At 64.7% G+C, this 22929-nt stretch carries 19 protein-coding genes and 2 tRNA genes; 16 read left to right on the forward strand and 5 right to left on the reverse strand.

Annotated elements, in window-relative coordinates; all coding sequences use genetic code 11:
* The first annotated feature begins 215 nt into the window (after positions 1 to 215).
* A complete protein-coding gene (locus ACVJ6E_RS07270) occupies positions 216 to 1712 on the forward strand; it encodes a leucyl aminopeptidase (protein ID WP_120267681.1) in 1497 nt (498 codons plus the stop codon).
* A 145-nt stretch (positions 1713 to 1857) separates the two neighbouring features.
* On the opposite strand, the gene ACVJ6E_RS07275 is transcribed toward ACVJ6E_RS07270, so the two are convergent.
* The gene (locus ACVJ6E_RS07275) at positions 1858 to 1980 is read right to left on the reverse strand and encodes a hypothetical protein (RefSeq protein ID WP_266102542.1); all 123 of its coding nucleotides are present in this window, start codon (positions 1978 to 1980) and stop codon (positions 1858 to 1860) included.
* A gap of 306 nt (positions 1981 to 2286) precedes the next feature.
* Here ACVJ6E_RS07275 and ACVJ6E_RS07280 point away from each other — a divergent pair, with 306 nt between their 5' ends.
* From ACVJ6E_RS07280 to ACVJ6E_RS07290, 3 genes are all read left to right on the forward strand, one after another.
* On the forward strand, positions 2287 to 2736 hold the full coding sequence (locus ACVJ6E_RS07280) for a DNA polymerase III subunit chi (protein ID WP_120267682.1): 450 nt from the start codon (positions 2287 to 2289) through the stop codon (positions 2734 to 2736).
* Positions 2733 to 3440: a class I SAM-dependent methyltransferase gene (locus tag ACVJ6E_RS07285; RefSeq protein WP_120267683.1), complete on the forward strand. Its 708-nt coding sequence runs from the start codon at positions 2733 to 2735 to the stop codon at positions 3438 to 3440. The genes ACVJ6E_RS07280 and ACVJ6E_RS07285 overlap by 4 nt, the downstream gene beginning before the upstream one ends.
* A 169-nt stretch (positions 3441 to 3609) precedes the next feature.
* A complete protein-coding gene (locus ACVJ6E_RS07290) occupies positions 3610 to 5022 on the forward strand; it encodes a GGDEF domain-containing protein (protein ID WP_120267684.1) in 1413 nt (470 codons plus the stop codon).
* 18 nt (positions 5023 to 5040) lie between these two features.
* Here the strand turns inward: ACVJ6E_RS07290 and ACVJ6E_RS07295 are convergent, their stop codons facing one another.
* Together ACVJ6E_RS07295 and ACVJ6E_RS07300 are read right to left on the reverse strand one after the other, a co-directional pair.
* Positions 5041 to 5739: an HAD family hydrolase gene (locus tag ACVJ6E_RS07295; protein WP_120267685.1), complete on the reverse strand. Its 699-nt coding sequence runs from the start codon at positions 5737 to 5739 to the stop codon at positions 5041 to 5043.
* 20 nt (positions 5740 to 5759) lie between these two features.
* On the reverse strand, positions 5760 to 7658 hold the full coding sequence (locus tag ACVJ6E_RS07300) for an ABC-F family ATP-binding cassette domain-containing protein (RefSeq protein WP_120267686.1): 1899 nt from the start codon (positions 7656 to 7658) through the stop codon (positions 5760 to 5762).
* A 141-nt stretch (positions 7659 to 7799) separates the two neighbouring features.
* Between ACVJ6E_RS07300 and ACVJ6E_RS07305 the strand changes: the two genes are divergently transcribed.
* On the forward strand, positions 7800 to 8624 hold the full coding sequence (locus ACVJ6E_RS07305; protein WP_120267687.1) for a cyclase family protein: 825 nt from the start codon (positions 7800 to 7802) through the stop codon (positions 8622 to 8624).
* 97 nt (positions 8625 to 8721) lie between these two features.
* Here the strand turns inward: ACVJ6E_RS07305 and glnA are convergent, their stop codons facing one another.
* Together glnA and ACVJ6E_RS07315 are read right to left on the reverse strand one after the other, a co-directional pair.
* Positions 8722 to 10131 carry a type I glutamate--ammonia ligase gene (gene glnA / locus ACVJ6E_RS07310; protein ID WP_120267688.1) on the reverse strand — a complete coding sequence of 470 codons (1410 nt, stop codon included), beginning with the start codon at positions 10129 to 10131 and terminating at the stop codon, positions 8722 to 8724.
* Between the two features lie 124 nt (positions 10132 to 10255).
* Positions 10256 to 10594 (reverse strand): P-II family nitrogen regulator, encoded by a 339-nt coding sequence (locus ACVJ6E_RS07315; protein ID WP_067218098.1) that lies wholly within the window; start codon positions 10592 to 10594, stop codon positions 10256 to 10258.
* Positions 10595 to 11018: 424 nt separating this feature from the next.
* Here ACVJ6E_RS07315 and ACVJ6E_RS07320 point away from each other — a divergent pair, with 424 nt between their 5' ends.
* The 11 genes from ACVJ6E_RS07320 to ACVJ6E_RS07370 all read left to right on the forward strand — a co-directional run bounded on the left by ACVJ6E_RS07320 (position 11019) and on the right by ACVJ6E_RS07370 (position 22870).
* The gene (locus ACVJ6E_RS07320) at positions 11019 to 11423 is read left to right on the forward strand and encodes a VOC family protein (RefSeq protein ID WP_120267689.1); all 405 of its coding nucleotides are present in this window, start codon (positions 11019 to 11021) and stop codon (positions 11421 to 11423) included.
* Complete coding sequence (locus ACVJ6E_RS07325; protein WP_120268336.1) at positions 11423 to 12949, forward strand: NAD(P)H-hydrate dehydratase; 1527 nt, start codon at positions 11423 to 11425, stop codon at positions 12947 to 12949. The genes ACVJ6E_RS07320 and ACVJ6E_RS07325 overlap by 1 nt, the downstream gene beginning before the upstream one ends.
* A gap of 126 nt (positions 12950 to 13075) precedes the next feature.
* Positions 13076 to 13160, forward strand: a tRNA-Leu gene (locus tag ACVJ6E_RS07330).
* 123 nt (positions 13161 to 13283) lie between these two features.
* Entirely contained in the window at positions 13284 to 14624 is a 1341-nt protein-coding gene (gene tig, locus ACVJ6E_RS07335) for a trigger factor (RefSeq protein WP_120267690.1), read from the forward strand.
* Positions 14625 to 14912: 288 nt separating this feature from the next.
* Positions 14913 to 15554, forward strand: coding sequence for an ATP-dependent Clp protease proteolytic subunit (locus ACVJ6E_RS07340; RefSeq protein ID WP_120267692.1), 642 nt, complete (start codon positions 14913 to 14915; stop codon positions 15552 to 15554).
* A 244-nt stretch (positions 15555 to 15798) separates the two neighbouring features.
* The gene (gene clpX / locus ACVJ6E_RS07345; protein WP_120267693.1) at positions 15799 to 17064 is read left to right on the forward strand and encodes an ATP-dependent Clp protease ATP-binding subunit ClpX; all 1266 of its coding nucleotides are present in this window, start codon (positions 15799 to 15801) and stop codon (positions 17062 to 17064) included.
* Between the two features lie 457 nt (positions 17065 to 17521).
* A complete protein-coding gene (gene lon, locus ACVJ6E_RS07350; RefSeq protein ID WP_120267694.1) occupies positions 17522 to 19945 on the forward strand; it encodes an endopeptidase La in 2424 nt (807 codons plus the stop codon).
* A gap of 185 nt (positions 19946 to 20130) precedes the next feature.
* Complete coding sequence (locus tag ACVJ6E_RS07355; RefSeq protein ID WP_067215746.1) at positions 20131 to 20406, forward strand: HU family DNA-binding protein; 276 nt, start codon at positions 20131 to 20133, stop codon at positions 20404 to 20406.
* 260 nt (positions 20407 to 20666) lie between these two features.
* A tRNA-Val gene (locus ACVJ6E_RS07360) sits at positions 20667 to 20742 on the forward strand.
* A gap of 321 nt (positions 20743 to 21063) precedes the next feature.
* The gene (locus tag ACVJ6E_RS07365; protein ID WP_120267695.1) at positions 21064 to 21606 is read left to right on the forward strand and encodes a winged helix DNA-binding protein; all 543 of its coding nucleotides are present in this window, start codon (positions 21064 to 21066) and stop codon (positions 21604 to 21606) included.
* Between the two features lie 310 nt (positions 21607 to 21916).
* Complete coding sequence (locus ACVJ6E_RS07370) at positions 21917 to 22870, forward strand: TRAP transporter substrate-binding protein DctP (protein ID WP_158592626.1); 954 nt, start codon at positions 21917 to 21919, stop codon at positions 22868 to 22870.
* Positions 22871 to 22929 lie beyond the last annotated feature (59 nt).

Below are 22929 nucleotides of genomic sequence, written 5' to 3' on the forward strand. Positions count from 1 at the left end.
CTCCGAGAAGAAAAAGGGTTAACCGGAGATTAACCGGGGGCTTCGGACGGGAAGGGCGCTTGCCGAGCGGGAAAACAGGCACCATTCTAGACGTATCAGGACTTTCCGGGCGGAAATCCGCCTGGCCGCCATGGCGCGCCGCGGGTTTGCGGCTGGCATGAGCCGGGCACACCGCTCCGGATTTCCTCCATTCCTGCCAGACATGAGGTTTCCCCTTGCTCCCCAAGATCTCTTTCGCAAAACCCGCGGCTCCGCAAAAGGGCGTGGCCGTCATTCTCGCCGACGACAAGCTGGCAACCGGGGCCACCGCGGCCGGTCTTGGGGATGGGGCGCTGGAGCTGATCCGGCGTGCGGCCGACACTGCGGGCTTTTCCGGCAAGTCGAAGACCGTGCTCGATCTTCTCGCGCCTGCGGGCCTCGGCGTCGACCGGCTTCTGGTCGTCGGCCTCGGCAAGGCGGACGGTGTTGCCGCGCTCGACGACAACGACTGGGCGGCGCTCGGCGGCACCGTGATGGGCAAGCTCGGCAAGGCCAAGGCCGCCGAGGTGCTGCTGGAGACGCCGGGCGGGGCTGTCGCGGCCGGTCACGCGGCGGCCTTTGCGATGGGCATGAAGCTGCGCGCCTATGTCTTCGACCGCTACAAGAGCAAGAAGGGCGACGACGAGGAGGCCGGCGGTTCGGTCAAGGTGTCGCTGCTGGTGGACGATACCAAGGCGGCGAAGAAGGCCTGGGCCGATGCCGATGCCGTGAGCGACGGCACGCTGCTTGCCCGGGATCTCGTCAACGAGCCGGCCAACGTGTTGACGACCGTCGAATTCGCCGACCGCGCGAGCGAGCTCTCAAAGCTCGGCGTCGAGATCGAGATCCTCGACGAGAAGGCGATGAAGAAGCTCAAGATGAATGCGCTGCTCGGCGTGGCGCAGGGTTCGGAGAGCCCGCCGCGCATGGTGATCATGCGCTGGAACGGCGGCAAGAAGGACGCGGCCCCGCTCGCCTTCATCGGCAAGGGCGTCGTCTTCGACACCGGCGGCATCTCCATCAAGCCGGCAGCCTCGATGGAGGACATGAAGGGCGACATGGGCGGCGCCGCTGCGGTGACCGGCCTGATGCACGCGCTGGCCGCCCGCAAGGCCAAGGTCAATGTCATCGGCGTCATCGGCCTGGTGGAAAACATGCCGGACGGCAAGGCGCAGCGGCCCGGCGATATCGTCACGGCGATGTCGGGTGCGACCATCGAGATCATCAATACCGACGCGGAAGGCCGCCTCGTGCTGGCCGATGCGCTCTGGTACACGCAGGACCGGTTCAAGCCTGCCTTCATGATTAATCTGGCGACGCTGACTGGTGCGATCATCATCGCGCTCGGCAGCCAGCACGCAGGCATCTTCTCCAACAATGACGAGCTTGCCGCACGGCTGACCGAGGCCGGGCTGGCCACCGACGAGAGGGTGTGGCGCCTGCCGCTGTCCAAGGACTACGACAAGCTCATCGACACGCCGAATGCGGACATGAAGAACACCGGCGGCCGCTCCGCCGGCTCGATCACGGCCGCGCAGTTCCTGCAGCGCTTCGTCAACGATGTGCCATGGGTGCATATCGACGTTGCCGGCACGGCGATGGGCAGCCCCAAAACCGACGTCAGCAAGGGATGGGCTTCGGGCTTCGGCGTGCGCCTGCTCGACCGTCTCGTGCGCGATCACTACGAAGGCTGAGGCAGAGGGACGGCATGGTCGCGGGGCGTCCCGCGGCTGTGCCGGGCCCTGGTGCTGCAGGCAACAAAAAACCCGCCTGGTGGCGGGTTTTTTCGTTCCGTCCGTCTGGTGGCACCGTTTGCGGTGCCGCAGGGGCGGAGTGTCTTCAGCAGGTCTTGTAGGATTCGCAGGCGCCGCCCGTCGGCTCCACAACCACCGTTCCCATCGCCGTGGTCACGCCGGCGAGACCGAGCACGAGACCGAAAAACAAAGCAATCCGCACAGCCATCGAATGTCTCCCGTTGCCCCGGCGCGGTGACGGCTCTACCGTCCCGGCATTCGCTTTCGTCTGGCCCAAGCTATCCCGTTCCTGCCGAGGCCGTTGTGACGGCAACCACAGGAAAGATGAGGGAACAGCGCGTGGCGCGAAGCGTTTGCCGAATCGGCCGGGTCCAGCCCGGTCATCACTCTGCCGGGCCGAAGTTGGGAAACCGTTAATCGTGAATCATTGGCAAATCAAAGCCCGTTTCTCACCCCACGGCACTTCGCACCAAGGCTGTTGCAGGACTGCCGCACTGCACAAGCGGGGAGCGGAATGAGCGAGGTTCTGTTCTATCATCTGACCCGCCAGCCGCTGGAGCAGGCGCTGCCCGCCCTGCTGGAGACCTGTCTTGGCAGGGGCTGGCGCTGCGTCGTCCAGGCCGGCTCGCGCGAACGGTGCGAGGCGCTCGATTCGTGGCTGTGGACCTATCGCGACGATGCCTTCCTGCCGCACGGCACGGCGGCCGACGGGCATGCGCAGGCGCAGCCGATCTACCTGACCGATGGCGAGGAAAACCCGAACGGCGCGGTGGTTCGCTTTGTCGTCGACCGGGCGAGCCCGCCCGATCTCGCTCCCTATCAGCGCGGGGTCTTCCTGTTCGACGGGCAGGACCCGGAAGCCGTCGCGGATGCCCGTCGGCACTGGAAGGCGATGAAGGAGGCGGGGCACGATATCACCTATTGGCAGCAGAACGAGGCCGGGCGCTGGGAGAAGAAGGCATGAGCGGGGAGGGGGCGGACAAGCCGGGCTTCATGGACCGGCGGGATGCGGCGCGCGAACGGCTCGACGGGCTTTTCGGCGCCAAGGGCGGCAAGCGGGAGGATCGCTCCGCCTGGTTCGACGCGGTCTACGAGACGGCCGGCGGCGACGCGGCTGCCGTGCCTTGGGCAGATCTTGCTCCCAAGGCGGAGCTGGTCGATTGGCTGGCCGCGCATCCTGGCAAAGGCGCGCGTGCCGTCGATGTGGGGTGCGGGCTCGGCGACAACGCCGAGGCGCTGGCAGCGGCCGGCTATCGCACCACCGGATTCGACCTGTCGCAAAGGGCGGTGGAATGGGCGCGTCAGCGGTTCCCCGAAAGCACTGTCGATTACCGCGCCGGCGACCTGTTCGACCTGCCTGCCGAGTGGTCCGGCGGTTTCGATCTGGTGCATGAATGCTATACGCTGCAGGCGCTCTCGGAGGATCTGCGCGAGCGCGCCTTTGCCGCCGTCGCCTCCCTCGTTGCGCCGGGCGGCAGGCTCCTGGTGCTGACACGCACGGCACCAGAAGGGAGTATGCCGGACGGGCCTCCCTGGCCCTTGACGCCATCCGAGCTCGAGCGCTTTTCCACGCTGGGGCTGGAGCGCATCGACCGCCACCCTTACGAGATCCGCAAGGGGGAGCGCGTTATTGGGCATGTCCGTGACGTCTGGCGGCGGACGGAATAATGCCGAGGCCGGCGCATCAGGGATGAAGTGTCGATGTATATGAACTAAGTTAAGTAAAAAGGCTTACGCAGGCGAGCCGTGAGGTTCGATCGAGCGTCGGGTCGCGCGTCAAAACGGCGTGGAACGGTTCCCGTGGACGGCGAAGAGTGCGCGAGGTGGATTGAGCGTGATGGGACAGGATAAGGCTCGAGGCGGCGCGCTGCCGCGGTCGGACACCCGTCCACTCGTTACCCATGGCCAGATCTGGTCGATCTCTGCGGCGACCGGCCTCTTTCTTGCGGTCGCCCTGGGGCTGGTGCTCATTGTTTCGCATGTCGTTCTGTCCATGCGGCACACGGCGAATGACATCGATGACCAGCGTGCGATCTCGGCCGCCGCCGCTGCCGTTGCGACGCTGGGGCGTGGGCTGTCGATGGTGGTGCGCGACAACTCCTTGTGGGACGAGGGGTATGAAGCGGTAAGCTCCAGCGACGGCGCCAACTGGATCCGTCAGACGTGGGGAGACCCGACCGTCAACTACCCGCTCTACGACGGTTTGATCGTCTACCGCCCGGACCTGACGGTGATCGCCGCTTATGACAAGGGAGCGCCGTTTTCTCCCTCCGGCGAGGTGGCGGCGTTGATCCTCGAGCAGGTACGGCGCGCCAAGGCCACGAACATGCCGGTCACTGCCTTCATGTCGATGGACGGTGACGTCGTCTCCACGGCTGCAATGACGATCCAGCCTTTCGCAGGGCCTGTTCCCGATGCGCCCGTCCTGTTCCTGTTCAAGACCATCGACGACGAGATCATCTCGACGATTTCCGCCGACTACCAGATCGCGGGGCTCGCCCTTGCTCCCGCGAGAGCGGACGACAAGCTCAACCTTGCGCTGGAGGACCCTACGGGCAAGGCGCTCGCCTATCTGACCTGGCCGAGCCGGAAGCCGGGAGACCAGGCGTTCGAGAACCATCGTTCGCTGCTGGTCCTGGCCGGTGCAACGCTGGTCGTCTTCCTTCTGATGGTGCTGGCCGCCGGCTTCATCGAATCGCTGCGCTTGCGCCGGATCGCGGCTGCCGCCGAATACGAGGCCAAGCGCGACACGCTGACCGGGACGCTCAACCGCAGCGGTTTTGTCGAGACGCTTGAAACGCTGGTCGCGGACGCCTCTGCCTCACGTCCGCTGGCTCTGCACATGCTGGACCTTGATGGGTTCAAGCAGGTCAACGACACCTGGGGGCATGCGGTCGGCGATCTGTTGATTGCCGCGGTGGCCGTCAGGCTTGCCGGCTTCGGCAATCACTTCGTCGCGGCCGGACGGCTTGGCGGCGACGAGTTCGCGCTGGCTCAGCGAGGCGACATGCCGCCGGAAGTTCTGGCGCAACAGGTCATCGATGCGTTCTCGCGCCCCTTCATCGTCGGGCGCCATCAGCTGCAGGTGACGGCAAGTATCGGGCACGCCTCGACCCAGGAGCCGATCGACCCGGCCGAACTCATGCGCCGTGCCGATGTGGCGATGTACCAGGCCAAGGCTGCGGGCAAGTTCCGGGCACTGGAGTATCATCCGCAAATGGACGAGACCTGCGACGAGAAAGGGGCTTAGCCCCGGCCTCCGGCCCGCTTATGCCAGCCGCGAGAGCAGGGCCTGCAATTCGCCAAGATGGGCGACCTGGTGAAAGCGGTCGCGGCCGGCCGGCACGTCGGCATGTTCCAGAGCCCAGGTGATCTCGTAGGGCACATGGACGCCGTGGCTGCCGGCATCCAGCGCCGGCACCACGTCCGACTTCAGCGAGTTGCCGACCATCATGGCCCGTCCCGGACCATCGCCATGGCGGGCGAACAGGGTGCGATAGGTTTCGGCGGTCTTTTCCGGCACGATCTCGACCGCATCGAAATGATCCCCGAGACCGGATTCCGCCACCTTGCGTTCCTGGTCGAAGAGATCGCCCTTGGTGATCAGCACCAGACGGAAGCTGCCTTTCAAGGCCTGCAGGGTCTCCTCCACGTGAGGAAGCGGCTCCACGGGGTGCGAGAGCATGTTGCGGCCGGCATCCAGGATTTCGCCGATCACCGAAGCGGGCGCCTTTCCTTCCGTCACCTCGATGGCTGTCTCGATCATCGACAGGGTGAATCCCTTCACCCCGTAGCCGTAAAGGCGCAAGTTGCGCCGTTCCGCGGCGAGCAGCCGTTCGGTGAGATTGTCCTTGTCGCTATAGTCGGCGAGCAGATCGGTGAAGCGCTCCTCCGTCAGGCGGAAGTTGCGCTCGTTGTGCCAGAGCGTGTCGTCTGCGTCGAAGCCGATGGTCGTCAGCGTCGCCATTGTCTCTCCTCGCGCGGGGTTCAGCCGCTTTCGAGCTCAGTCGAGAGCTCCAGCCACTGCTCCTCGGTGCGCACCAGCTTCTTCTCCAGATAGGCGCGCTCCTTGGCGAATTTCGTCGCCCGCTCGGCATCCTTGCGGAAGAAATCCGGGTCGGCAAGCGCCTCGTCGAGCTTGCCGATCTTCTCCTGAAGACGCGCCATTTCCTTTTCCGCCGCCTGGATTTCCTTGCGCAGCGGCGCCTGCCGGGCGCGCCGGTCGGCGGCCTCGCGGCGCTTTTCCTGGGCAGTGCGATCGTCTTCCGGCTCGGCCGCTGCGGCGCTCTTCGCCGCCTCGCGCCCGTTGCCGCGCTCGGGTCTGTCCTTCTGCAGAATCAGCCGGCGATAGTCCTCCATGTCGCCGTCGAAGCTGCGCACGCAGCCATCGGCAACGAGCCACAGCCGGTCGGCGCAGGCCTCCACCAGATGTCGGTCGTGCGAGATGAGGATCACCGCGCCGTCGAACTCGTTGACCGCGTGAATCAACGCCTCGCGGCTTTCGATGTCGAGATGGTTGGTCGGCTCGTCGAGGATCAACAGGTGCGGGCCCTCGAAGGTGGCAAGGCCGAGCAGCAGGCGGGCCTTCTCGCCGCCCGACAGGTCGCGCGCCGGGGTCTCCATCCGGCTTGTCGGCAGGCCGAAGCGGGCGACGCGCGCGCGCACCTTGGCCTCGGGCGCATCGGGCATCAAGCGGCGCACATGCGCGACGGGGCTTTCCGCCGGCATCAGCTCGTCGAGCTGGTGCTGGGCGAAGAAGGCGACCTTCAGCTTGGCGGCCTTGGTGATCTCGCCCGACTGGCGTTCCAGCCGCCCGGCGATCAGCTTGGCGAAAGTCGACTTGCCGTTGCCGTTGGAGCCGAGCAGGGCGATGCGGTCGTCATTGTCGATGTTGAGCGACAAGCGCGACAGGATCGTGGTGTCGCCATAGCCGACGGCGACGTTTTCCAGCCGGATGATCGGCGGGGCAAGACGTCCTTCCGGATCGGGGAACGAGATGGGCAGCGCGTCGGTTTCCACCACCGCGGCGATGGGCTCCATCTTTTCCAGCATCTTCAGCCGCGACTGTGCCTGGCGCGCCTTGGTCGCCTTGGCGCGGAAGCGGTCGACGAAAGCCTGCATATGCTTGCGCTGGGCTTCCTGCTTCTCGCGGTTCTTCTCCTGCAGCAGCAGCGACTCGCGCCGCTGGCGGTCGAAGCTGTCATAGCCACCACGGTAGAAGGTCAGCTTGAGCTGATCGAGATGGACGATGGAATCGACCGCCTTGTTGAGAAGATCGCGGTCGTGGCTGATCAGCAGGACCTGATGCGGATAGCGGGCGATGTAGCTCTCCAGCCAGAGCGTGCCTTCCAGGTCGAGATAGTTGGTCGGCTCGTCGAGCAGCAGCAGGTCCGGCTCGGAGAACAGAACTGCCGCCAGCGCGACGCGCATGCGCCAGCCGCCGGAAAAGGACGAGCAGGGGCGGGCCTGCGCCTCGGCATCGAAGCCGAGACCCGCAAGGATGCGGGCCGCGCGCGCTTCCGCGGTATGGGCATCGATATCGGCAAGGCGGGTGTGGATCTCGGCGATGCGCAGCGGGTCCGTCGCCGTCTCCGCCTCCTCCAGCAGCCGTGCACGCTCGGTATCGGCGGCCAGCACCACCTCTACAAGCGTCTGTTCCGTGCCAGGAGCCTCCTGCGCCACCTGGCCGATGCGCAGGCCCTTCGGGACGCGGATCTCGCCGCTTTCGGGCGCGGTATCGCCGGTGATCAGGCGGAAGAGGGTGGACTTGCCGGCGCCGTTGCGGCCGACGAAGCCGGTCTTGGCGCCCGAGGGCAGCATGACGCTTGCCCGATCGAGAAGCGTACGCCCGGCAATCCTGTAGGTGAGGTCGGTGATCTGCAGCATGGGCGGATCAATGGCCGGAAATGCGGGACGGCGCAAGAGGGAGGAAGGCTGCCATGGCGGTCCGGCGAAAGGCCGATTGCAGGCCGGCGCGAACGCTGCCTAGGATGGTAGGCAACCTGTTCCAGAAGAGGGGAAACAGACATGTGCGTTCCAGGATGCCAGGAAGTCGTTGCGCGCCGGCTGAGCCGCCGCGGATTGCTCAAGGGGCTCGTCGGCACGACGGCGGGAGCTGCCGTCTTCGCCGCCTTTCCGCCGCCGCGCGCGGCCCATGCTGCCGATGTCTCGTTCACCCGCGCTGTCGATCTGACCCATGCGCTGGGTGAGGATTTCCCGACCTTCTTCGGCAAGCCGCAGCTGCGGATGGAGCGGACAGCGGAGTTCTCCAAGGACGGCTTCAACATGTACCAGTGGCATCTCGACGAGCACACAGGCACGCATCTGGATGCACCTCTGCATTTCTCGGCAGACGGGGTAGGGGCCGACGAGATCCCGATGGACCAGCTGATCGTGCCGCTGGCCGTCGTCGACATTCGCGAAAAGGCTGCTGCCGATCCCGATCACCAGCTTTCGGTCGACGATCTCAAAGCCTTCGAGGCGGCGCATGGCGATGTGCCAGCCGGCGGCTGCGTCGCGATGAATTCCGGCTGGGCGCAGCATGTGGCGAGCGAACGCTATCGCAATGCCGATGCCGATGGCGCGATGCACTTCCCCGGTTTTTCCAAGGAGGCCTGCCTCTACCTGATGGAGAAGGGCGTGGTCGGCATCGCCGTCGACACGTTGTCGCTCGACCACGGCGCCTCCAAGACCTTCGACACGCACTACACGTGGTTGCCGTCCGGTCGCTGGGGGCTGGAATGCCTTGCCGGCCTCGACGAGGTGCCGGCCACGGGGGCGACGCTGGTGGTCGGTGCCCCGAAGATCAAAGGCGCGACGGGCGGCCCGAGCCGGGTCTTCGCGCTGGTCTGATCGGCCTTCGTACTGCGGAAGAAACGAAAAACCCCCGGCGGATGACGCCGGGGGTTTCCTGTCTTTGCGGAAGATCGCTTGGCCGGAGCCTTGCGGATCAGACCGAGTAGTACATGTCGTACTCGACCGGATGCGGGGTCATCTCGTACCGCATGTTCTCTTCCATCTTCAGCTCGATGTAGGCGTCGATCTGGTCGTCGTCCATGACGCCACCGGCCTTCAGGAACTCGCGGTCGGCGTCGAGCGACTCCAGAGCCTCGCGGAGCGAACCGCAGACGGTCGGGATTTCCTTCAGCTCCTCCGGCGGCAGGTCGTAGAGGTTCTTGTCCATCGCGTCGCCCGGGTGGATCTTGTTCTTGATGCCGTCCAGGCCGGCCATCAGCATCGACGCGAAAGCGAGATACGGGTTGGCTGCCGGATCCGGGAAGCGGACCTCGACGCGCTTCGCCTTCGGGGAAGAGGTGAAGGGAATGCGGCAAGAGGCCGAACGGTTGCGCGAGGAGTAGGCCAGCAGCACCGGAGCCTCGTAGCCCGGGACCAGACGCTTGTAGGAGTTGGTCGACGGGTTGGTGAAGGCGTTCAGGGCCTTGGCGTGCTTCAGGATGCCGCCGATGTAGTACAGGCAGCTCTCCGACAGATCCGCGTACTGGTTGCCGGCGAAGACGGGCTTACCGTCCTTCCAGATCGACTGGTGCACGTGCATGCCGGTGCCGTTGTCGCCGAAGACCGGCTTCGGCATGAAGGTCGCGGTCTTGCCGTAGGCATGGGCGACCTGGTGCACGACGTACTTGTAGATCTGCATCTTGTCGGCATTGCGGGTCAGCGTGTCGAACTTGATGCCGAGCTCATGCTGGGCAGCCGCCACCTCGTGGTGGTGCTTCTCGACGGTGACGCCCATTTCGGTCAGGACCGTCAGCATCTCGGAACGGATGTCCTGGCAGCTGTCGATCGGGGGAACCGGGAAGTAGCCGCCCTTGGTGCGCGGACGGTGGCCGAGGTTGCCCGTCTCGTACTCGGAGCCCATGTTCGACGGCAGCTCCATGCTGTCGATCCTGAAGCCCGTGTTGTACGGGTCGGCCGAGAAACGCACGTCGTCGAAGATGAAGAACTCGGCTTCCGGGCCGACATACACGGTGTCGCCGATGCCGAGCGAGCTGACATAGGCCTCGGCCTTCTTGGCCGTCGTGCGCGGGTCGCGGTTGTAAGCCTCGCCGGAGACCGGGTCGATGATGTCGCAGATGATCGAGATCGTCGACTGAGCGAAGAACGGATCGACATGGACGGTGTCCGGGTCGAGCACGAGCGTCATGTCGGACTCGTTGATCGCCTTCCAGCCGGCGATGGACGAGCCGTCGAAGGCGACGCCTTCAGCGAACATGTCCTCATCGACCAGACCTGCGTCCATGGTCACGTGCTGCAGCTTGCCGCGCGGATCGGAGAACCGCAGGTCGACGAACTTGATGTCCTTGTCCTTGATCTGCTTGAGAATGTCGCTGGCGCTCGTCATTTAAGATGTTCCCTGTTTTCCTTGGGGTCGGTCCCGTTAGGGTTCTTGCATATGGGCCGCCGTGCAGTCCGCTTCAGGATCTGCCGGTCTGCCCGGAAGTTTCGGCCGTCGTCCGGCCAGAGCCTCAGATCGCGTCGGTGCCGGTCTCGCCGGTCCGGATGCGAACGGCCTCCTCGATGGTGGAGACGAAGATCTTGCCGTCGCCGATGCGCCCGGTCTGGGCGGCATTGCGGATCGCCTCGACGGCCTTGTCGACGAGGTCGTCGGTCAGCACGATCTCGACCTTCACCTTGGGAAGAAAGTCGACCACGTATTCGGCGCCGCGATAGAGCTCGGTATGGCCCTTCTGGCGGCCGAAGCCCTTGGCCTCGGTCACGGTGATGCCCTGAAGGCCAACCTCCTGGAGAGCCTCCTTGACCTCATCGAGCTTGAACGGCTTGATAATTGCCTCGATTTTTTTCATCGCCTCCGCCACTTCGCGTCATTCGGTTTCGAAATGCCGGCCGTTCCGGGCCTGTGCCAACTCCTGACTAGCATGCCCCGTGCCAAGTTTGCTTGCCGAAAAAAGAGCCTGCAAATCGGGCAATTCCAGCAGGGTTTTCCGGGCCGTCCAGCGTTCGGTATCACAGCGGTGATTAAATACTGTGCGGGCTGAACAATAAATAGGCGAATCTGGCGGCATAAAATCCACCTTTTCCGGGGTTGGAGCTCCGGCGGGGCTGCCTCGATCGTGACCGTTTCGCACAATTGGCGGGCAGGCCCGGGGGCGTTTGCCCGAAAGCGGCTTGCGCGCCTGTGCCAATCGGCCAAACATCGGGTGTGGCGCGACGGCGTCCTGCGTGGAGGCGCGTCGCATCAAGCGTTTGGGGAACGACAGGGAGATACGGATGCAGATCGAGGCGCTCGACCACCTGGTCCTGACGGTCGCTGATATCGACGAGACCGTCAGTTTCTATTGTGGCGTGCTGGGCATGGAAGAGGTGGTGTTCGGCGGCGGCCGACGGGCGCTGCATTTCGGTGCGCAGAAGATCAACCTGCACAAGGCGGGCGCGGAGTTTTCTCCGGCCGCGCGCAAGCCGACGGCCGGATCGGGCGACCTGTGCTTTCTGGTGGCCTCGCTCGAGGCGGCGATCGCACGGCTGAAAGAGGCCGGCGTGACGATCGAGGAGGGGCCGGTCTCGCGTACCGGTGCCCAGTCGCCGCTCCGCTCCGTCTATATACGCGATCCCGACGGCAACCTGATCGAGCTGTCCGAGCCGCAGGCGGTGGTGATTGCCGGAGGCGGTGCTTGATCGAACTTCTCACACCCGGCGAGATGGGCCGGGCGGATGCACTCGCCATTGCCGGCGGCGTGCCGGGCATCGAGCTGATGCGGCGCGCGGGGCTGGCGGTGGCCGATGCCTGCAGCCGCATGGCCGGGCACTCGGGACAAGTCCTGGTGCTGGCCGGCCCCGGCAACAATGGCGGCGACGGATTCGTTGCCGCGAAGGTACTGCGCCAGCGGGGTTACCGCGTCGAGCTGTTGCTGCTCGGCGATCCCGAGCGCCTGTCGGGCGATGCGGCGCTCGCCTTTTCCGAGATGCAGGCGGCAGGCCTCACTGTCGGCATCCTGTCGCAGGACACATTGGACCGTGTGCCGGGGCAGGCGTCGGTGGTGATCGACGCGCTGTTCGGAGCAGGGCTCTCGCGTCCGATCGAGGGCGTTGCGGGCGAGGCCATCGACCGGGTCAACGGCTCGGGCGTTCCGGTGCTGGCGGTCGACCTGCCGTCGGGCGTGAACGGGGCGAGCGGCGAGGCGATGGGCCCGGCGATCCGTGCCAGTCGGACGGTGACATTCTTTCGTCTGAAGCCGGGCCATCTGCTGCTTCCAGGCCGCCTGCTCGCCGGGCGGGTGGAGCTTGCCGATATCGGCATTCCGGCCTCGGTCCTCGATGAGGTGCATGGCAGCGAGCAGGGAAAGACCTGGCGCAACGACCCGGAGCTTTGGGGGATGGGTCTGCGCCCGCCGCGGCTCGATGGGCACAAATATGCACGCGGCCATGCGGTGGTGGTGTCGGGGCCGGCCCTGTCCACCGGGGCGGGGCGGCTGGCTGCTGGTGCCGCGCTTCGGGCGGGGGCCGGACTCGTGACCGTGGCGACGCCGCCCTCCGCCGCGCTGGTGAATGCCAGCCATCTGACGGCGGTGATGGTACGCTCCTTTCGCGGGAGCGAGGGGCTTGGCGAGATGCTGGCCGACCGGCGCCTCAATGCAATTGCGCTGGGGCCGGGCGCTGGTGTCGGCGAAGAGACGCGGGCGCTCGCGCTGACCTGCCTGTTGGGCGAACGGGCGGTGCTGCTGGACGCAGACGCGATCACATCCTTTACCGGAGAGGTGGAGGCGCTGGCCGGTGCGCTCTCTCGTCGCACAGGCGCGCGGGCCGCCGACGTCGTGCTGACGCCCCATGACGGCGAGTTCGCTCGTCTCTTCGGCGAGAGCGCTGTCGGGGCTTCGCGACTGGCGCGGGCGAGGGCAGGGGCACAGGCGAGTGGCGCCGTCGTCGTCTTGAAAGGGGCGGATACGGTCGTTGCGGCGCCCGACGGTCGTGCCGCGGTCAACGACAACGCGCCGGCCTGGCTTGCCACGGCGGGGTCCGGCGATGTGCTCTCGGGCATCGTCACCGGCCTGCTGGCGCAGGGACTGGACGGGTTCGACGCGGCCTGTGCGGGTGTGTGGCTGCATGGCCGCGCGGGTGCGCTGGCGGGCCCAGCCCTGACGGCGGAGGATCTTGAGCCGGCTCTGCGGCAGGCATTGGCGGAGTTCTTTTCCCGCGCGGGCTGAGCGGGGCGGGGCGAGGGCTCCAGATTGCGCTGTACAGCCTGTCGAGAAGCCCCGTTTTTTCTTTGACCCTGCCGGGCGGGGTGCTATAGAGGCCGCGCCTTGACTTCGGGCGCTTGAAGGCACGTCGCGGGCGTGGTGGAACTGGTAGACACGCCAGATTTAGGTTCTGGTGGCGCAAGCCGTGGGGGTTCAAGTCCCTCCGCCCGCACCACGTCAGGCCTTGGGCGATGCGCTCCCGTTTTGGCAGCGAATCCGGTCAAGCACGCCCAGCCGGGCCACACAATCACAAGAGCAGTCGGAAAGACGTTCTCGATCTAGGACGAAGCACACGACCATGCAGGTAACCGAAACGCTGGCCGAGGGGCTGAAACGCGAACTGAAAGTCGTCATTCCGGCGTCTGAGCTTGCTAGCCGCCTCGATACGTACCTTGACGACCTCAAGGACAAGGTGAAGATCAAGGGCTTCCGGCCGGGCAAGGTTCCGGCTGCGCACCTGAAGCGCCTCTATGGGCGCCAGGCGACCGCCGAGATCCTCAATGAGCTTCTCAACGAGACCACCCGCAAGGCGGTCGAGGAGCGCAACGAGAAGCCGGCGCTGCAGCCCGAGATCGATCTGCCGGATGGCGACGCCGAGGCGATCCTGTCGGGGTCTGCCGATATCTCGTTCAAGATGAGCTACGATATCCTGCCGGAATTCGAGCTGATCGACTTCAAGACGGTCGAGATCGAGCGTCCGGTGGTCGAGATCTCCGATGCCGAGATCGACGAGCAGATCGCCCAGATCGCCGACAACAACAAGCCGTTCGAGACCAAGGACGGTGCGGCCGAGGAGGGCGACCGTGTCCTCATGAGCTATCTCGGCAAGCTGGACGGCACGCCGTTCGACGGCGGTGCCGACGAGAATGGCCAGCTGGTGCTCGGCTCCAAGCAGTTCATTCCGGGCTTCGAGGAGCAGCTCGTCGGTCTGAAGGCCGGCGACGAGAAGGTCATCGAGGTGTCCTTCCCCGAGGACTATCCGGCCAAGCACCTGGCCGGCAAGGCTGTCACCTTCGACATCGTCGTCAAGGAAGTGCAGGCTCCGGGCGAGGTGAAGATCGATGACGACTTCGCCAAGGGTCTGGGCCTTGAGGGTCTCGACAAGCTGAAGGAGATCATCCGCGGCCAGATCGAGAGCCAGTACGGCGCGATGACCCGTCAGAAGGTGAAGCGTCAGCTTCTCGACAAGCTGGACGAGGTCTACACGTTCGACCTGCCCGAGCGTCTGGTGCAGTCCGAGTTCGACGGCGTGTGGCGCCAGGTCGAGCAGGACATGCAGCGCTCCGGCAAGTCCTTCGAGGACGAAGAGACGACCGAGGAAGAGGCTCGCGGCGAGTATCGCAAGATCGCCGAGCGCCGGGTCCGTCTCGGCCTGGTGCTCTCCGAGGTCGGCGAGCAGAACCAGGTCAAGGTGACCGACGAAGAGGTGCAGCGCGCCCTCTACGAGAAGGTTCGCCAGTTCCCGGGCCAGGAGAAGCAGGTCTTCGACTTCTACCGCAGCAACCCGACGGCGCTCGCCAGCCTGCAGGCGCCGATCTACGAGGAGAAGGTCGTCGACTACATCCTCGAGCTTGCCAAGGTCACCGACAAGACGGTCACCAAGGACGAGCTGATGGCGGAAGACGAGGACGAGGCCTGATCCTCGTTCCCGACCTGACGGTTTGACGGACCGGCCCCGGATGACCTCCGGGGCCGTATTCGCGAGGAAGGCAGCCTTGTTCCTTGCGTTTTTAACCCTTGTTCCCGACCCGTCAGCACCTATCTTCCGATACGAGGCGACATCCCTTATGAATGGGTGTCGCTTTTTTCGACTCAAGACCGAGACCGAGACCGTTCCCGGCCGCTTGCGAGCGGCAAACCGATTTGAAGAGGTGGCTGCGCGCGAGCGGTGCAGCCCGGGAGCGTTCCTCCAAAGCATGGACGAGGCATGAAGGATCCAGTCGATTTCGCCGTGAACTCACTCGTGCCGATGGTCGTCGAGCAGACGAACCGGGGCGAGCGCGCGTTCGATATCTATTCGCGGCTTCTCAAGGAGCGCATCATTTTCCTCACCGGGCCGATCGAGGATCATCTGGCAACGCTCGTCTGTGCGCAGCTGCTCTATCTCGAGGCCGAGAACCCCACCAAGGAGATCGCGATCTACATCAACTCGCCCGGCGGTTACGTCACCTCGGGCCTGGCGATCTACGACACGATCCAGTTCATTCGCCCGGAAGTCTCCACGCTGTGCATCGGCCAGGCCGCCTCGATGGGCTCGCTGCTGCTGGCGGCCGGTGCCAAGGGCAGCCGCTTCTCGCTGCCGAACTCGCGGGTGATGGTGCACCAGCCGTCCGGCGGTTTCCGCGGCACGGCGGCGGACATCATGCTGCACGCGCAGGAGATCCTGAGCCTCAAGAAGCGGCTCAACGAAATCTATGTGAAGCATACCGGGCAGTCTCTGGACGCCGTCGAGGAGGCGTTGGAGCGCGACAAGTTCCTGACGCCGGAGATGGCCAAGGAGTTCGGCCTGATCGATGGCGTCATCACCAGCCGGGCCGGTCTTGCCGGTAGCGACGACAAGTCTAAGTGACGTAACGGTGCCAGGGTCGGACCCGCCTTAGGGTGGCGTGCGGCGTCCCGTTCGGTCCGAGAAGACCGGCGCCATGGCTTCGCCTTAAACGTATATTGATTTTTGAGGTGGAAGCATGATGACATTTACGGGACGAGTGCGGGCGGGTCTCTAGTCCGGTTCCGGAAAAGAGAAGAACGGCTTCGTTCTTCTCGCCAGATACAGCGGAAGGACCAGTCCTTCCGAAGCACGCGGGGTTTACCTGATGACTAAGGCCAGCGGCGGCGACTCGAAAAACACGCTCTACTGCTCTTTCTGCGGGAAGAGCCAGCACGAAGTGCGCAAGTTGATCGCCGGCCCGACCGTATTTATCTGCGACGAATGCGTCGAGCTGTGCATGGACATCATCCGCGAGGAGAACAAGTCTTCGCTGGTCAAGTCCCGTGACGGCATTCCGACGCCGCAGGAGATTCGCGGGGTCCTCGACGATTACGTGATCGGCCAGGGTCCGGCGAAGAAGGTGCTGTCGGTCGCGGTGCACAATCACTACAAGCGCCTGAATCACGCGTCGAAAAACAACGACGTGGAATTGGCCAAGTCGAACATCCTGCTCGTCGGTCCGACCGGCTGCGGCAAGACGCTGCTGGCCCAGACGCTGGCGCGCATTCTCGATGTGCCCTTCACCATGGCGGATGCGACCACGCTGACCGAGGCCGGCTATGTCGGCGAGGACGTGGAAAACATCATCCTGAAGCTGCTGCAGTCGGCCGACTACAATGTCGAGCGTGCGCAGCGCGGCATCGTGTATATCGACGAGGTCGACAAGATCAGCCGCAAGGCCGACAACCCCTCGATCACCCGCGACGTGTCGGGCGAGGGCGTGCAGCAGGCCCTGCTGAAGATCATGGAAGGCACTGTGGCTTCCGTGCCGCCCCAGGGTGGCCGCAAGCACCCGCAGCAGGAATTCCTGCAGGTGGACACGACCAACATCCTGTTCATCTGCGGCGGTGCCTTTGCGGGCCTGGAGAAGATCATCTCCGAGCGCGGCCGCAAGACCTCGATCGGCTTCAAGGCCAATGTCGAGGCTCCGGAAGACCGGCGCACCGGCGAGCTGTTCCAAGAGCTGGAGCCCGAGGATCTGCTGAAGTTCGGCCTGATCCCGGAATTCGTCGGCCGTCTGCCGGTGATCGCGACACTGGGCGACCTCGACGAGGAAGCCCTGGTCCAGATCCTGACCGAGCCGAAGAACGCCCTGGTCAAGCAGTACCAGCGCCTGTTCGAGATGGAGAACGTCGAGCTGACGTTCCACGACGAGGCGATGAAGGCGGTGGCCCGCAAGGCGATCGAGCGCAAGACCGGCGCCCGTGGCCTGCGCTCCATCCTGGAGTCGATCCTGCTCGACACCATGTACGAGCTGCCGGGCCTGAAGGGCGTCAAGGAAGTCGTGATCTCGGCCGAGGTTGTGACCGGCGAGGCGCGTCCGCTCTACATCTACGAGGATCGTGCGGAGACTTCGGCCACCTCTGCCTGAGGCAGCGTTTCTTCCGCCTCGTGATCTTGAAGGCCCCGGTCCGGCAACGGTCCGGGGCTTTTGCCGTCAAAGGACCCGTTGCGGAGTGTCCTGAGATTACGCTGCGGAAGTCGGGTAACCGATTTCCCCGGATTTCTGGCTTTTTATGCCGGCGGAAGCGCAGTTTTTCGGCGAATCAAACCGGTTTGGGCTTAGACTCGAAGCTAACGCGGGGCGCCCGCGCGGTCAGCGTGCCTTGACACGTTGCGGGGGGCTCGCCACCTATTGGCATAACAGGCAAGCGGGGCGACCGCCGCCGTGCCCGGCAAACGGGGCGATGGTGGTCGGCCGGTCTGGACGCTAGCTCCCATCGGCCAACGGCCGGGCAGTGGCGAGATGATCCTGGCACCGCTTCCGTAATGCGCCCGTCGTGTCTGCCACTCCCCGGGGCGGCGGGTTCGCAAGGAAAGGAAGACCCATGACTGATTTCGATGCGCGGACCGAGGGCGATACCACCCTCCATGCCGTCCTCCCCTTGCGCGATATCGTCGTGTTCCCGCACATGATCGTGCCGCTCTTCGTCGGCCGCGAGAAGTCGATCCGCGCCCTCGAGGAGGTGATGAGCGCCGACAAGCAGATCCTGCTTGCGACGCAGATCAACGCCTCCGACGACGAGCCGTCGCCCTCCGACATCTACGAGGTCGGCACGCTCGCCACCGTGCTGCAGCTGCTGAAGCTGCCGGACAACACGGTGAAGGTGCTGGTGGAAGGCGTGTCGCGCGCCCGCATCTCGTCCTTCACGGATCGCAGCGACCTGTTCGAGGCGCATGCCACAGAGCTGCCCGACACCGACACCGACACGGTCGAGGTGGAGGCGCTGTCGCGCTCGGTCGTTGCCGAGTTCGACAATTACGTGAAGCTCAACAAGAAGGTCTCGCCCGAGGTTCTCGGCGCGATCGGCCAGATCGACGACAATTCCAAGCTCGCCGACACCATCGCCTCGCATCTGGCGGTGAAGATCCCGGAGAAGCAGGAGATCCTCGCGATCACCTCCGTCGCCGGTCGTCTGGAGCGTGTGCTCGGTCTGATGGAGAGCGAGATCTCCGTCCTGCAGGTGGAAAAGCGCATCCGCTCGCGCGTCAAGCGCCAGATGGAGAAGACCCAGCGCGAGTACTATCTGAACGAGCAGATGAAGGCGATCCAGAAGGAGCTCGGCGACGGCGAGGAAGGCCGCGACGAGGTGGCCGAGCTGGAAGAGCGCATCGCCAAGACCAAGCTGTCGAAGGAAGCGCGCGAGAAGGCCAATGCGGAGCTGCGCAAGCTCAAGCAGATGAGCCCGATGTCGGCGGAAGCCACGGTCGTGCGCAACTATCTCGACTGGCTGCTGGGCATTCCGTGGGGCAAGAAGGGCAAGGTCAAGCACGACCTCAAGCATGCCCAGGAGGTGCTGGACGCGGACCACTACGGCCTGGAGAAGGTCAAGGACCGCATCGTCGAGTATCTCGCCGTGCAGAAGCGCGCCAACAAGCTGAAGGGCCCAATCCTGTGCCTTGTCGGCCCTCCGGGTGTCGGCAAGACCTCGCTCGGCAAGTCCATCGCCAAGTCGACGGGCCGCGAGTTCGTGCGCATGTCGCTCGGCGGCGTGCGTGACGAAGCGGAAATCCGCGGTCACCGGCGCACCTATATCGGCTCGATGCCCGGCAAGGTCATCCAGTCGATGAAGAAGGCGAAGAAGGCCAACCCGCTCTTCCTGCTCGACGAGATCGACAAGATGGGCATGGACTTCCGCGGCGATCCGTCCTCGGCCCTGCTGGAGGTGCTGGATCCGGAGCAGAACTCGTCCTTCATGGATCACTACCTGGAGATCGAGTATGACCTCTCGGACGTGATGTTCGTGACCACGGCCAACACCCTCAACATCCCGGCGCCGCTGATGGACCGGATGGAGATCATCCGCATCGCCGGCTACACCGAGGACGAGAAGGTGGAGATCGCCCGTCGTCACCTGCTGCCCAAGGCCGAGAAGGACCACGGGCTGCGCAAGGGTGAGTTCGAGGTGTCGGACGAGGCTCTTCGCAAGGTGATCCGGCGCTACACCCGCGAGGCGGGCGTGCGTAACCTGGAGCGCGAGCTGGCGACCCTTGCCCGTAAGGCGGTCAAGGAGATCCTGATGTCCGACAAGCCGGCCATCAAGGTCGACGAGGCCGTCGTCGAGGAGTTCCTGGGCGTGCCGCGCTATCGCTACGGCGAGGCGGAGCTCGAGGACCAGGTCGGTGTCGTCACCGGTCTTGCCTGGACCGAGGTGGGGGGCGAGCTGCTCACCATTGAGGGGGTCATGATGCCCGGCAAGGGCAAGATGACCGTCACGGGCAACCTGCGCGACGTGATGAAGGAGTCCATCTCGGCTGCGGCGTCCTATGTCCGCTCGCGGGCCGTGGATTTCGGCATCGAGCCGCCGCTGTTCGACAAGCGCGACATCCACGTGCACGTGCCGGAAGGCGCGACGCCGAAGGATGGTCCGTCGGCCGGCATCGCCATGGCCACTGCCGTCATCTCTGTGATGACGGGCATTCCGGTGCGCCGCCATGTGGCGATGACGGGCGAGATCACCCTGCGTGGGCGGATCCTGCCGATCGGCGGTCTGAAGGAGAAGCTGCTGGCCGCGCTGCGGGGCGGCATCACCACGGTGATGATCCCCGAGGACAATGCCAAGGACCTTGCGGACATCCCCGACAACGTCAAGAACGGGCTGGAGATCATTCCGGTCGCGCGGATGGAAGAGGTGCTGAAAACCGCGCTGGTTCGCACGCCGGAGCCCATCGAATGGGACGAGGCAGCGGCCGATGCGGCGGCCAAGTCGGTGGTGCAGGAGGATGATGCGGCGAAGTTCGTCGCCCACTGATCCACCGCTTATTCACAGGAAAAGGGGCGCCGGCGTCAGCAGGCGCCCCTTTGTCATGCAAAAAGCCGAAAAAATCGCGGATTTCTGCGCTTTTCAGCTTGCCACGGGCGGGATTTCGCAAGACTGTCCCTCCCCGAAGCCTGTCACGAATCGTCGGGCTTGCTGTTTCCAGGAAAGGGACTGCCATGAACAAAAACGACCTGATCGCCGCTGTCGCAGAGAAGACGGGCCTCACCAAGGCGCAGGCCGGCGAGGCTGTTGATGCAGCGCTCGACGCGATCACCGGCACGCTGAAGAGCGGCGGCGAAGTGCGTATCATCGGCTTCGGCAACTTCTCCGTCTCCGAGCGCGCTGCCTCCGAGGGCCGCAACCCGCGCACCGGCGAGACGATCCAGATTCCGGCGTCGAAGACCCCGAAGTTCAAGGCCGGCAAGGGCCTCAAGGACGCCGTCAACGCCTGATTGGCGCGACCGTTCGAACCCTTCCGCTGACGGCCCCTGCGGGATGCCCGCCGGGGCCGTTTTGCGTCCGAGGAGCTCTTGGGGGCTGTCCTTGTGCGTTCCGTGCCCCACAGGCCGCAAGAGGGCCGGGGTGCGCCATCTTGCGCCGGTGATCTGACCGGTTGAATTCGCCGCCGGCTCGGCTTAAAAGGCACCAGCCTTCGGCCTGCCCGCAAGGCTCCATCCGCGGTGGCCCTGGATTGCTCCGGGCCGCGCCGGACGGGCGGTTAGCTCAGTTGGTAGAGCGCCTCGTTTACACCGAGGATGTCGGGAGTTCGAGTCTCTCACCGCCCACCACGTTTTCCCGACCTGAATTCCCTTGCGATCAACAGCTGGCTTCTGCGCCGGCAGGCGTGAAACTGGGTTCGTTCCGACCCAGTTCGCCGGGTGCTCTCCGGCTGTGGCAACCGGCGACTGCTTGACTTGATGGTCGACCCTGTTGTCACCTTCGATGCCGGCCTGCCGGTAACCGCTCCGCTCCGATCGACCCTGGGGGCCGGCCAATTGCCGTTTCTGCCAGGTCTCGCTTCCCGATGCTTCGTATCGGGATCCTGGCCTGCCGTGCGCTCCTGAGGATCGACGGACGGGCGCCTTTGCAAGTGGATAGGTTACCGGGACATGGACGACGACAGGAAGACGCAATCCGTACAGGAGTTCAGCCGGATCCTCAGTGATCTGGAGTTCGCGATCGTCAATCTCTCCTTCGGGTTTCACAAGTGGGTCGAGATCTGCATGTCCGCCAGCGGTACACGCGGATTGAGCCCGATGGACATCCTTGTGCTGCACGGAATCAATCTGCGGGCACGAGGGCGGCGGCTCGCGGAAATCTGCATGGTGCTCAACATCGACGACACGCACCTGGTTTCTTACTCGCTGAAGAAGCTGTTGGCTGCGGATCTTGCCCGCGTGCATCGCCGCGGCAGGGAAAGCCACTATGAGACCACGGAACTGGGCGACCAGACCTGCGACGAATATCGCCGGGTGCGGGATGAGTTCCTCGTGCCGAACATCCAATGGTTCATCGAGGGGCGGTCCTCGACCGAAATGCAGCAGGTCACGCTTTTCCTGAAAACCATGACGGCGATGTATGACCAGTCGGGCCGCTCGGCCACGGCTGCTGCGCCGAATGTGCTCCCGCCTCCCGTGCGCACCAAGCGCTGAACGCCGTCCGGCCGCGGGTCTTACCTTTCAAGCGATTTTCGCCGGCATCCGGAGGTCCTTTGGGGCTTTCGGAGCGTGCGTTCTGCTGCCTGAAGACCCGACCACGAGCTGTGAAACGCCCTCGTTTCGCCGGCAATTTACAGCTTTGACACATTTGGGTGACGGTGGTCTCCTGATCGGGAGGATGCGGTTTAGAAAAAATAAAAATCAGTAAATCCCGGGTATGACCGGGAAATGAGAGGGGAACTGTGTGATGAAATCGAACACGGCTAAATTGATCAAGTTGCTCGGTCTTGGGGTTTCTGCCGCAATGCTGGCTTCTTCAGCCTCTGCGCAAGAGTTCGAGTGGCGGTATTTCACCTACTTTCCCACCAATGACAAGCCGACGCAGCTGACGAGGGCTTTTGCCCAAGATGTCGAGGCTGCAACCGATGGGCGCTTGAAGATCACGATCTTCACCGCAGGCGAGTTGCCATACAAGGCGGCCGATGTGGTGCGCAGCGTTGCCACCAACCAGGTTCAGATGGGCGATGTGGCGGTGGGCTTCGCGTCTGGCGACGTGCCGGAGCTGAACGTCCTGTCGATGCCGTTCCTGTGCACCTCGTTCGAGGAGTTCGAGGCGGCCGCCAGCGAGATTGCTCCCACGGTCTCGGCGGTGATGCAGGAGAAGTTCGATATCGTTGCCGGGGTTCAGTGGACGATGCCGCCGCAGAATCTGTGGCTCAACCGGGAGATCGGCTCTCTGGACGAGATCTCCGGTCTGAAGGTGCGTACCTGGAATCCCGAGCAGGTGGAGATGATCAAGCTGCTCGGCGGCAGCCCGGTTTCCATCACATCCGCGGAAGTCATTCCCGCCCTGGAACGCCGCACCATCGATGGTGCGATCACCTCCGCCCTGTCGGCCAACGACTGGCGTGCCTATGACATCGTCAAGACCGGCTACATGGTCAACATGACGATGGGCCACCAGATGATGCTGGTGAACGGCGAGGAGTTCGGCAAGCTGCCGGAGGATATCCAGGCTATCCTGCGCGAAAAGTTTGCGGAGTGGGGGCCGAAATACAACGCGATGTCGCAGGAGAACGAGGAGCTTGCCCGCAAGAATCTCAGTGACAATGGCGTCGCGCTCGTCACCCCGAGCAAGGATGACATGGACAAGGCCGGTGCGGCATTGCAGCCGCTCTGGCAGGCTTGGGCCGAGCGGAACGGCCAGACCGGCCGGACGCTGCTGGATGCGGCGATGAAGGTCTGCGGCCCGGCCTGAGGCTGGTAGTCCGCTCCGGCGGGCCGTGCCTCACCCGCGGCCCGCCGGCTCCCGATCCT

This window comes from Stappia sp. G46H5W (assembly GCF_058448995.1).

What these genes read in the sequence shown, in the direction of transcription:
- ACVJ6E_RS07295 (WP_120267685.1), bottom strand. Translation starts at nt 5,739, where the DNA reads ATGGCGACGCTGACGACCATCGGCTTCGACGCAGACGACACGCTCTGG.
- lon (WP_120267694.1), top strand. Translation starts at nt 17,522, where the DNA reads ATGACTGATTTCGATGCGCGGACCGAGGGCGATACCACCCTCCATGCC.
- ACVJ6E_RS07315 (WP_067218098.1), bottom strand. Translation starts at nt 10,594, where the DNA reads ATGAAAAAAATCGAGGCAATTATCAAGCCGTTCAAGCTCGATGAGGTC.
- ACVJ6E_RS07305 (WP_120267687.1), top strand. Translation starts at nt 7,800, where the DNA reads ATGTGCGTTCCAGGATGCCAGGAAGTCGTTGCGCGCCGGCTGAGCCGC.
- ACVJ6E_RS07275 (WP_266102542.1), bottom strand. Translation starts at nt 1,980, where the DNA reads ATGGCTGTGCGGATTGCTTTGTTTTTCGGTCTCGTGCTCGGTCTCGCC.
- ACVJ6E_RS07340 (WP_120267692.1), top strand. Translation starts at nt 14,913, where the DNA reads ATGAAGGATCCAGTCGATTTCGCCGTGAACTCACTCGTGCCGATGGTC.
- ACVJ6E_RS07355 (WP_067215746.1), top strand. Translation starts at nt 20,131, where the DNA reads ATGAACAAAAACGACCTGATCGCCGCTGTCGCAGAGAAGACGGGCCTC.
- ACVJ6E_RS07320 (WP_120267689.1), top strand. Translation starts at nt 11,019, where the DNA reads ATGCAGATCGAGGCGCTCGACCACCTGGTCCTGACGGTCGCTGATATC.
- ACVJ6E_RS07370 (WP_158592626.1), top strand. Translation starts at nt 21,917, where the DNA reads ATGCTGGCTTCTTCAGCCTCTGCGCAAGAGTTCGAGTGGCGGTATTTC.
- clpX (WP_120267693.1), top strand. Translation starts at nt 15,799, where the DNA reads ATGACTAAGGCCAGCGGCGGCGACTCGAAAAACACGCTCTACTGCTCT.
- tig (WP_120267690.1), top strand. Translation starts at nt 13,284, where the DNA reads ATGCAGGTAACCGAAACGCTGGCCGAGGGGCTGAAACGCGAACTGAAA.
- glnA (WP_120267688.1), bottom strand. Translation starts at nt 10,131, where the DNA reads ATGACGAGCGCCAGCGACATTCTCAAGCAGATCAAGGACAAGGACATC.
- ACVJ6E_RS07300 (WP_120267686.1), bottom strand. Translation starts at nt 7,658, where the DNA reads ATGCTGCAGATCACCGACCTCACCTACAGGATTGCCGGGCGTACGCTT.
- ACVJ6E_RS07285 (WP_120267683.1), top strand. Translation starts at nt 2,733, where the DNA reads ATGAGCGGGGAGGGGGCGGACAAGCCGGGCTTCATGGACCGGCGGGAT.
- ACVJ6E_RS07365 (WP_120267695.1), top strand. Translation starts at nt 21,064, where the DNA reads ATGGACGACGACAGGAAGACGCAATCCGTACAGGAGTTCAGCCGGATC.
- ACVJ6E_RS07290 (WP_120267684.1), top strand. Translation starts at nt 3,610, where the DNA reads ATGGGACAGGATAAGGCTCGAGGCGGCGCGCTGCCGCGGTCGGACACC.
- ACVJ6E_RS07280 (WP_120267682.1), top strand. Translation starts at nt 2,287, where the DNA reads ATGAGCGAGGTTCTGTTCTATCATCTGACCCGCCAGCCGCTGGAGCAG.